This window comes from Pseudomonas sp. FG-3G (genome assembly GCF_901007645.1).
GTDB classification, from domain to species: domain Bacteria; phylum Pseudomonadota; class Gammaproteobacteria; order Pseudomonadales; family Pseudomonadaceae; genus Aquipseudomonas; species Aquipseudomonas rhizophila.
Genome location: NZ_CAAKGZ010000001.1, coordinates 221,538 through 229,988 on the forward strand (window position 1 = coordinate 221,538; position 8,451 = coordinate 229,988).

An 8,451-nucleotide genomic window follows, 5' to 3' on the forward strand; every position below is an offset into this window, starting at 1 on the left:
TAGCCACAGATCCAGTGTGGGAGCGAGCCTGCTCGCGATGAGGCCGGCATAGACACCCGAGACTGCACCCCACAGAAACAACAAAGCCCGCATCAACGCGGGCTTTGTTTTGCATCCAGTTCAACCATCAGAACCTGAACACTTCCATGTCCGTACGGATCGGCAAGGCCATTGGAATCTTGTCCTTTTCCTTCTCGACCTTTTTGGTCGCTGCGGGAGCAGATTTGCGCGGCACCTCTGCGACAGGCGGCTGGTTGGCCAAAGGCTTGAGCGCCACGGACAGTTGCTCGGCCAGACGTTGCAGCAGCACGCCCTGAGCCTGGACCTGCGCCGCGGTACCGCCGGCATGTTGCTCCTGCAGATGAATGATCCGGTTCTCGCGAACCTTTCCGCGACGATCGATCAGGCGCCACTGGGCATCCAGTACCGCCGGTTGCGATTCGCCCGAATCCAGCCGGGTAATCGACAGCAAGACCTGAACATCCGGGGTAAAGCCCTGGGTGGCCGGCGCGAGTACTACGCGCTGGCTGTCCAGATGCCCGGCGACCTGACGCAGCAACAGCTGGTCAATGTCCGACGACAGGCTGCCGGCCCAACGACCGTCGGTGGCAGCCTGCAGGCTGCCGTCCGGTTGGCGTTGCAATAGGGTTTCACGTTGCAGGTAATCGGCAATCAATACCGGGCCCAGTAATACCGCCATGCCTGCGCTTTGTGCAGGCTGGGCCGGGTTTCCGCTGTCGAGTTGATACAGCGACACTGGCTGATTGACGCTACAGCCCGCCAGGCCAAGCAGGCCGGCGAGCCACAAAATAGGAAGGCGCAGAGCAGTCATCGTCCCGTCCAGGTGGCGGCCACAAGGCTTACCACAGTGAAAAAATACTCGGTCAATATGAAGAACGCTCGGCCACGCCGGCGCTTGAAAGGGCCTATCATCCGTGAATATGCGCTCCGACTCCAGCGCGAAAGTGCCGATCTGCGGCTTTTAATCGCAGACCGAGCGCTCTAGCACGCTTAATTGAGGTTTTCGACGAGCAGTGCATCGACCCGCTGAAACCCTCTCGGAAGCTTGTTGCCCCGCCGACCGCGTTCACCTTTGTAGTGTTCAAGATCGTCTGCCTTCAACGAAAGCGTACGCTTTCCAGCCTGCAGCACAAGCGTGGCGCCTTCCGGCAACACTGCAATATCCGTGACATATTCCTCACGACTTGCCACCCGTTCGCCGGAAATACCGATGATCTTGTTGCCTTTACCTTTACCCAACTGTGGCAAGTCACTGATTTTGAAGACCAGCAACCGACCTTCGGTCGTCACCGAAGCCAGCCAGTTGTTCTCACGATCGGACACAGGTCGCGGCGCTATGACCTTGGCGTTATTCGGCAGGCTCAACAACGCCTTGCCCGCCTTGTTCTTGGCTTGCAGGTCCTCACCCTTGACGACAAACCCGTAGCCGGCGTCCGACGCAATAACGTACAGCCCGTCATCATCAGGCATCAGCACGCATTCAAAAGTTGCACCCGGTGGAGGAGTTAATCGACCGGTCAGTGGCTCGCCCTGTCCGCGAGCCGATGGCAGGGTATGCGCCGGCACCGAATAACTGCGTCCGGTGGAGTCGACGAACACCGCAAACTGGTTGGAACGCCCGGCCGCCAGCGCCTTGAAACCATCCCCGGCCTTGTAGGAAAGCCCCGTCGCGTCAATATCATGACCTTTGGCAGAGCGCACCCAGCCTTTTTCTGACAGCACGACAGTCACTTTCTCGTTCGGCAGCAGATCGTGCTCACTCAGCGCCTTGGCTTCGGCGCGCTCGACGATAGGCGAGCGACGGTCGTCGCCGTAGGTTTCGGCGTCCTTGAGCAGTTCGGTGCGCACCAGCTTCTTGAGCTTGGCTTCGCTGCCCAGCAAGGCTTGCAGCTTGGCCTGCTCCTTGAGCAGTTCATCCTGCTCGGCCCGCAGCTTCATCTCTTCCAGCCGCGCCAGTTGCCGCAGGCGGGTATCGAGAATGTAGTCGGCCTGGATTTCGCTCAAGGCGAAACGCTCGATCAGGCTGGCCTTGGGGTGCTCCTCGGTACGGATGATATGAATAACTTCATCCAGGTTGAGGTAGGCAATCAGCAAACCGTCCAACAGGTGCAGGCGACGTTCGACCTTGTCCAGGCGAAATTGCAGGCGCCGGCGCACGGTCTTGAGCCGGAACTCCAGCCATTCCACCAGCAGCGCCCGCAGGTTTTTCAGCTGTGGCTTGCCGTCCAGACCGATGATGTTGATGTTGACCCGGTAGCTGGACTCAAGATCGGTACTGGCAAACAGGTGCTGCATCAGCGCGTCATGATCAACCCGACTGTTGACCGGAATAATCACGATCCGGCAGGGGTTCTCGTGGTCGGATTCGTCGCGAAGGTCAGCGACTTGCGGTGCTTTCGACGGCTTTGCCTGCATCATCGCGGCAATCTGTTCCAGCACCTTGGCCCCGGAAACCTGGTGCGGCAGGGCGGTGACGATGATGTCGCCATCTTCGATGTGGTACACCGCGCGCATACGCACCGAACCGCGACCGGTTTCGTAGATCTTCAGCAAGTCGGCGCGCGGCGTGATGATTTCCGCTTCGGTCGGGTAGTCCGGGCCCTGAATGTGTTCGCAGAGCTGCTCCACCGTGGCTTTGGGCTCGTCCAGCAAGCGCACGCACGCGGTGGCCACTTCCCGCAGGTTGTGGGGCGGCACATCGGTGGCCATGCCCACGGCGATACCGGTGGTGCCATTGAGCAGGATGTTCGGCAAACGCGCTGGCAACACCAGAGGTTCATCGAGAGTACCGTCGAAGTTAGGCCCCCAGTCTGCGGTGCCTTGGCCCAGCTCGCTGAGCAGCACCTCGGAATAACGCGACAGCCGCGCCTCGGTGTAACGCATGGCAGCGAAAGACTTGGGATCGTCTGGCGCACCCCAGTTCCCCTGGCCGTCCACCAGGGTGTAGCGGTAGCTGAACGGCTGGGCCATCAGCACCATGGCTTCGTAGCAGGCCGAGTCACCGTGGGGATGGAACTTACCGAGCACATCACCGACGGTACGCGCCGACTTCTTGTGCTTGGAATCGGCATCCAGCCCCAGCTCACTCATGGCGTAGATGATCCGCCGCTGAACCGGCTTCAGACCGTCGCCGATGTGCGGCAAGGCGCGGTCCATGATCACGTACATGGAGTAATTGAGGTAGGCATTTTCGGTGAAGTCAGCCAGCGACCGGCGCTCTACGCCGTCTAAGCTGTCTGCAAGAATGTCGCTCATGCGGGCCTCATCAGTTCGTTGTCTGGCGCAGCAACATGGTGCCGCCGCGCTGGGTAAATTCAAGTTTGTTCAGGGCGCTCATGCCCAGCAGCACTTGCGTGCCGCCCAGGCCTGGCGCCACCAGAGCACGGACATCGCGCAATACGATGTCACCCAATTGCAAACGGTCGATACGGGTGCGATAACCCTCGCTCAAACCGTTGGCGGTGCTCAACGTCACACCGAAACCTTTTTCCAGCTTGAGGCGCGCGGCCAGCTCCTGCGGGATCGCCACGTCCGTGGCGCCGGTGTCGAGCATGAAGTCCACCGGTTGGCCGTTGATCTGGCCGCTGGCGACAAAATGCCCCTGTTTATTGCTGACCAGCTTCACCTCGATAAAACCTTCACCCTTTTGCGAATACACCTCGGTATTGGGATTCTGCGCACGCTGCTCCCACTGGGCAAAAAACCGCGTCGCCAGAAACAGCGCCGCGCACCAGGCCAGTATCATCAACACCCGGCCGGCGCGCTTGCCCGGCGGTTGCTGGCTCATGGCGTGGCGCCCCAACCACCGTCCGGCGCGGCAAAGCGCCAGATGATCGGCCGCCGTTCACCGTCGGCCCGTGCCCCGTCGTTGTTATCCAGACCAACCCAGGCGCCCTCGGCATCCACCACCAGCGCTTCGGCCAAGCCGTAGTTCTGTGAATAACGACGGTTTTCCTGCAACGCCTCGGCGGCGAACGACCAGCAACGCTCCACTTGAGCGGTTTGCGAGTCACGCCGGCAGATCTGATAAGCGTTGCGCTCCAGGGTAAACAGCTTGCCGTCGAACAGTGACAGATCGGCGAAATCCCGTGATACCGCCCGGGCATTGAGAAACTGCTCAGGTTGCATCTGCTTCCCCGCTTCACTGAGCAACACGCAGCTGCCATCACACTCCCACACCGATTGCTGACGCTTGATCAGCAACAACCCGCGACGCTCCCGCTCAGCGGCCAGCCATAGCTGATCACCGGCCGGATTGATCGCCAAGCCTTCAAACAAAGCATTGAAATGCAGCAACATGCCGCTGGCCCGCGCCTGACGGATCATCGCCGGTCCGATTTTCAACCAGGACGCGGCGCCCGTTGGCGACACCTGCAACACCGCGGCATGGGATTCACTGACCACGTAGCGATTGCCGGCACTGTCACAACTGATGCCTTCGAAATCCAGCTCGCCACCGCGCAGGTACGACGCCGCCCAGGTCCGTGATCTCAAACCCCACGGCAAACCGCTGTCCGGCACCGGCGGCACCTCGATTTCAACGGCTTCTGCTTGCCAGACCGGCGCATCAGAAGACTTGAGGCGGTAGATCCGATCGTCATCGCGATCCGACACCGTCCACATTTCACCCCCGCACACGGCCAGCCCGGACAAGTTACCGCCACGCAAATCCTCGACGGCATGCTCGGACAGCAACTTCAACTGCGGTGCAGGACCTGCGACCACCACCCCCGCCCACAGCAACAACGCCAGGGCGAAACCGTTGCGCATCAGGCCAGCACCTCGGCCAGGTCCCCTTTGGATTCGAGCCAGGACTTGCGATCGCCAGCGCGTTTTTTCGCCAGCAGCATGTCCATCATTTCCGAGGTCGCTTCGAAATCATCCAGGGTCAACTGCACCAGGCGGCGCGTGTTCGGATCCATGGTGGTTTCGCGCAGTTGCGGCGGGTTCATCTCGCCAAGGCCCTTGAATCGGGTGACCTGCGGTTTGCCGCGTTTCTTTTCGGCCACCAAACGATCAAGAATGCCATCGCGCTCAGCCTCGTCCAGGGCGTAGTAGATCTCTTTGCCCAGGTCGATGCGGTACAGCGGCGGCATCGCCACGTAGACGTGACCGGCGTCCACCAGCGGGCGGAAATGCTGGACGAACAACGCGCAGAGCAACGTGGCGATGTGCAGACCGTCGGAGTCGGCGTCGGCGAGGATGCAGATCTTGCCGTAACGCAGTTGGCTCATGTCCGCGGCGCCCGGATCGACACCGATGGCCACGGCAATGTTATGCACTTCCTGGCTGGCCAGCACTTCGCTGCCGTCCACTTCCCAGGTGTTGAGGATCTTGCCGCGCAACGGCAGGATCGCCTGGAACTCTTTGTCCCGCGCCTGCTTGGCCGAACCGCCGGCGGAATCACCTTCCACCAAAAACAGCTCGGAACGCATCGGGTCCTGCCCGGCACAGTCAGCTAGCTTGCCGGGCAACGCCGGCCCCTGGGTGATGCGCTTGCGCTCGACCTTCTTGCTGGCCTTGAGGCGCCGGCCGGCGTTGTTGATCGCCAGTTCTGCCAGGGCCAAGCCGGTTTCCGGGTTAGCGTTGAGCCACAGGCTGAACGCATCCTTGACCACCCCGGAAACAAACGCCGCTGCTTCGCGGGACGACAGACGCTCTTTGGTCTGGCCGGAGAATTGCGGCTCTTGCATCTTCATCGACAATACGAAGGCAATGCGCTCCCAGACGTCTTCCGGCGCCAGCTTCACGCCACGGGGCAGCAGGTTGCGGAACTCGCAGAACTCGCGCATGGCATCGAGCAAACCCTGGCGCAAACCATTGACGTGGGTGCCGCCCTGAGCGGTGGGGATCAGGTTGACGTAGCTCTCCTGGACGCTTTCGCCGCCTTCGGGCAGCCACAACAGCGCCCAGTCCACCGCTTCCTTGTTACCGGCCAGACTGCCGCAGAATGGCTCGTCCGGCAGGCGTTCGAAACCGTTGACCGCGTCCACCAGGTAAGAACGCAGGCCGTCCTCGTAATGCCACTCGACTTTCTCGCCGGTGGCTTTGTCTTCGAAACTGACCAGCAGCCCCGGACACAACACGGCCTTGGCCTTGAGCACGTGCTTGAGGCGGGTGACGGAGAATTTAGGCGAATCGAAATACTTCGGGTCCGGCGCAAAATACACGCTGGTCCCGGTGTTGCGCTTGCCGACTGTGCCGACCACTTCCAGTTCGGTGGCCTTGTAGCCATCGGCGAACGTCATCTGGTACTCGTTGCCGTCACGCTTGACCCGCACGCGGACCAGGGTCGACAAGGCGTTGACCACGGAAATACCCACCCCGTGCAAACCGCCGGAGAACTGGTAGTTCTTGTTGGAAAACTTGCCACCCGCGTGGAGCTTGGTGAGGATCAACTCGACGCCGGACACGCCCTCTTCAGGGTGAATGTCCACCGGCATGCCGCGACCGTCGTCGCTGACTTCCAGCGAGTGATCGGCGTGCAGGATGACCTGCACCGAACGGGCGTGCCCGGCCAAGGCTTCGTCGACACTGTTGTCGATGACTTCCTGGGCAAGGTGGTTCGGCCGACTGGTGTCGGTGTACATGCCGGGGCGCTTGCGCACCGGGTCGAGGCCCGAGAGGACTTCGATGGCGTCTGCGTTATAAGAGCTAGCGCTGGGAGTGGCCATGGGGTCTCGTCGTCAGTGTTCAATGAAAAAGAGGCGATGGCTCACAGCGACGTGAAGTCGATCGCCTGGTACAAATCGGCGCCAATGCCGGCAAAACTCAACAGTGCCGGCAACTGCTGGGCAAACCCTTGAAAACTGTGGTCGCCGCCGGCCTGGATGCGCAAGGCACAGGCGCGGTAATACTGCTGGGCGTGGCGATAATCCAGCGTTTCGTCCCCGGTTTGCAACCATACCTGATACCGCTGCGGATCCTGGGGCGCCGGCACTTCCAGTTCGGCCAGGGCCGTGACGTGGTCGTGGGTCAATTCCCAGGTTTCATCGGTGTACAAATTCTTCTGCGTGCCCAGGTAACCGTCGAACATCCGATGGGGGCTGACCGCAGGGTTGACCAGCAGGGCCTTGAGCCCGTGGCGCTCGGCCAAGTGAGTCGCATAGTAGCCGCCGAGCGAGCTGCCGACCAGCAGTGGGCGGCCCAGTTGTGCAATCGCCTGTTCCAGCTGACCGATGGCCTGGCGGGGGTGGTGGTGCAAGGCTGGCACCAGCAGCTGGTCGCTGAGGCCGAGGCGTGCCATTACTCCGATCAACTGACTGGCCTTGGTCGACGCTGGGGCGCTGTTGAAGCCGTGGATGTAAAGGATCGAACCCGACATTGCCGACTCCCTGGGTGTTGGGCAAAGGGCGGAGTTTACAGGGAGATTGCGGTGATTGGGGGGGGGATTTGCCCGTGTTGTCGCCTCCTATGACCCGTCGATCGCAGCACCTGTGGGAGCGAGCCTGCTCGCGATGGCGGTCTGATTGAGTACATATCCATTGCTGCGGTAACGGCTACTTATGGTTCCGCTCTTACAGCGGGTCACTTTCGAAAATCCGGAAGCCGGCCCAGGCGAAAGTAACCAAAGCGCTTCTGCCCCACCACTCGGTGCCTCGCTTTGGCTCGGCATGCCCTCACTCCGGCATTGCTCCGTGGGCCCGCCGCGAAGGGCCATCCATGGCCCAGCGCGGCTATCCCGGCATCCATGCCGGGATGCCCACTCCACAATGCCTGCGTTCGGCCAGCGTGGTTAACGGGGCGCCGAGATCAACGTCCACCGCGAGGCGGCCTGAGAGCCGACCTGGCTTAGGGTGATCGCGTTTCTCCTGTGGGAGCGAGCTTGCTCGCGATGGCGATGGGTCTGCTTGCATCAATGCTGAATGTGCCGCTGCCATCGCGAGCAAGCTCGCTCCCACAGTTGGATTGAAGTACTGCCACCGGAGACAGGTCGGCGATAAGTGCTCCCCCACAATGCTTCCGCTCGGCGCTAGCGCGGATCGACGATATCCAACGCCCGGTTCGCCAACAATTCACTGAGTTCGATCATCTGCTGGACTCCCAGGGCGAAATGCCGGCGCGAGCCTTCCAGGTCGAAGGTCAGGTCGCCGAGCAAGGCGTTGGCGGAGGCCAGGGTTTCGCTGAGGTTGGCTAGGAGGGTTTCGGTGTCTGCGCTCTCCGCGACGGAGAACAATGGACCTGAGGGTTGTTTCTTCTTGGGTTGGGGCTTGGGGTCGAGATAATGGTCGATGGCACGCTTGGCGGCTTCATCGAGTTTTTGGGGATCGAGACCGGCGTGGGCTGATGAGGGATCAGTTTCGGGGGGATTGGGTGTGGCTTTGAACATAGGGTGACACTCCGTTTACTGGTTGGAGCTACCACGTTCGTTTCCAAGCGAGGGGGTGGCAGCCGTACGCAGGTTGGAAAACCGGGGTAAACGAGCCCGAC

7 protein-coding genes are annotated in these 8,451 nt (G+C 61.2%); all 7 read right to left on the reverse strand.

Features of this window, described 5'->3' with window-relative positions:
• Positions 1-127 precede the first annotated feature (127 nt).
• Positions 128-832, reverse strand: a complete 705-nt coding sequence (locus PSEUDOMOFG3G_RS01000) for a membrane integrity-associated transporter subunit PqiC (RefSeq protein WP_047227292.1) — start codon at positions 830-832, stop codon at positions 128-130.
• 179 nt (positions 833-1,011) lie between these two features.
• Positions 1,012-3,276, reverse strand: coding sequence for a DNA topoisomerase IV subunit A (gene parC / locus PSEUDOMOFG3G_RS01005; RefSeq protein WP_139048571.1), 2,265 nt, complete (start codon positions 3,274-3,276; stop codon positions 1,012-1,014).
• Between the two features lie 10 nt (positions 3,277-3,286).
• Positions 3,287-3,808 carry a TIGR02281 family clan AA aspartic protease gene (locus PSEUDOMOFG3G_RS01010; RefSeq protein ID WP_076382906.1) on the reverse strand — a complete coding sequence of 174 codons (522 nt, stop codon included), beginning with the start codon at positions 3,806-3,808 and terminating at the stop codon, positions 3,287-3,289.
• On the reverse strand, positions 3,805-4,791 hold the full coding sequence (locus PSEUDOMOFG3G_RS01015; RefSeq protein ID WP_139048572.1) for an esterase-like activity of phytase family protein: 987 nt from the start codon (positions 4,789-4,791) through the stop codon (positions 3,805-3,807). Before PSEUDOMOFG3G_RS01015 ends, PSEUDOMOFG3G_RS01010 begins: the two co-directional genes overlap by 4 nt.
• The gene (gene parE / locus PSEUDOMOFG3G_RS01020; protein ID WP_047227288.1) at positions 4,791-6,695 is read right to left on the reverse strand and encodes a DNA topoisomerase IV subunit B; all 1,905 of its coding nucleotides are present in this window, start codon (positions 6,693-6,695) and stop codon (positions 4,791-4,793) included. Before parE ends, PSEUDOMOFG3G_RS01015 begins: the two co-directional genes overlap by 1 nt.
• A gap of 41 nt (positions 6,696-6,736) precedes the next feature.
• Positions 6,737-7,345 carry a YqiA/YcfP family alpha/beta fold hydrolase gene (locus PSEUDOMOFG3G_RS01025; RefSeq protein WP_139048573.1) on the reverse strand — a complete coding sequence of 203 codons (609 nt, stop codon included), beginning with the start codon at positions 7,343-7,345 and terminating at the stop codon, positions 6,737-6,739.
• A gap of 648 nt (positions 7,346-7,993) precedes the next feature.
• Positions 7,994-8,350: a DUF6124 family protein gene (locus PSEUDOMOFG3G_RS01030; RefSeq protein ID WP_139048574.1), complete on the reverse strand. Its 357-nt coding sequence runs from the start codon at positions 8,348-8,350 to the stop codon at positions 7,994-7,996.
• Positions 8,351-8,451: the final 101 nt, after the last annotated feature.

What these genes read in the sequence shown, in the direction of transcription:
- PSEUDOMOFG3G_RS01000 (WP_047227292.1), bottom strand. Translation starts at nt 832, where the DNA reads ATGACTGCTCTGCGCCTTCCTATTTTGTGGCTCGCCGGCCTGCTTGGC.
- parC (WP_139048571.1), bottom strand. Translation starts at nt 3,276, where the DNA reads ATGAGCGACATTCTTGCAGACAGCTTAGACGGCGTAGAGCGCCGGTCG.
- PSEUDOMOFG3G_RS01010 (WP_076382906.1), bottom strand. Translation starts at nt 3,808, where the DNA reads ATGAGCCAGCAACCGCCGGGCAAGCGCGCCGGCCGGGTGTTGATGATA.
- PSEUDOMOFG3G_RS01015 (WP_139048572.1), bottom strand. Translation starts at nt 4,791, where the DNA reads ATGCGCAACGGTTTCGCCCTGGCGTTGTTGCTGTGGGCGGGGGTGGTG.
- parE (WP_047227288.1), bottom strand. Translation starts at nt 6,695, where the DNA reads ATGGCCACTCCCAGCGCTAGCTCTTATAACGCAGACGCCATCGAAGTC.
- PSEUDOMOFG3G_RS01025 (WP_139048573.1), bottom strand. Translation starts at nt 7,345, where the DNA reads ATGTCGGGTTCGATCCTTTACATCCACGGCTTCAACAGCGCCCCAGCG.
- PSEUDOMOFG3G_RS01030 (WP_139048574.1), bottom strand. Translation starts at nt 8,350, where the DNA reads ATGTTCAAAGCCACACCCAATCCCCCCGAAACTGATCCCTCATCAGCC.